Source organism: Alcanivorax sp. HI0044 (genome assembly GCF_001634945.1).
Genome location: NZ_LWEZ01001806.1, coordinates 1 through 638 on the forward strand (window position 1 = coordinate 1; position 638 = coordinate 638).

Here is a 638-nt window from a genome sequence, read left to right on the forward strand (position 1 = left end):
GCTGGGCGAGATTGTCCGGGCTCACCGTGAACACATAGCTCTGGGCCCCCTGGGTGATCACTGCCTGCTCCGGCACCAGCAACGCGGCCCGTTCCGCCAGCTGCACAGACACCCGCAGAAACTGGCCCGGCAACAGTTGGCCCTGGGGGTTGTTCAGACGTGCACGCACGGTAAGGCTGCGGCTGCTATTGCTAACCCGGGAATCCAGATGGGTGATGGCGCCTTCAAAAACCTGGTCTTCAAACGCTGAATTACGGGCCTGCACCGGCAAGCCCACGGCCAACTTGGCCAGATAGCGTTCGGGTATCTGGAAATCCACCTCCAGGTGCCCCAGGTTGTCCAGGGTCGTAATCGGGTTGCCCGTCTGCAGGTAGGCACCGGGGTCCACCTGCCGCAACCCCAACACCCCGGCAAACGGCGCGCGGATGGTATGGTCGTTAAAATTGGCGCGAGCCACATTGCGGCTGGCCTCCGCCGCTTCCAGGGTGGTCCGGAACGTATCAACTTCAGACTGGGAGATGGCGCGCCGCTCCACCAGCTGCTGGCCGCGGCGGTAATCGGCCCTGGCCCGCTGGTACTCGGCTTCCGCCCGGGCCAGTTCGGCGCGAGCATTGCGATCATCCAGGGTCACCAGCAAC

At 64.3% G+C, this 638-nt stretch carries 1 protein-coding gene; it reads right to left on the reverse strand.

Translation table 11 applies throughout. The features are described from left to right. Nucleotides 1-638, reverse strand: a 638-nt coding sequence (locus A3730_RS27000; RefSeq protein ID WP_156501397.1) for an efflux RND transporter periplasmic adaptor subunit, incomplete at both ends; no start/stop codon positions are given.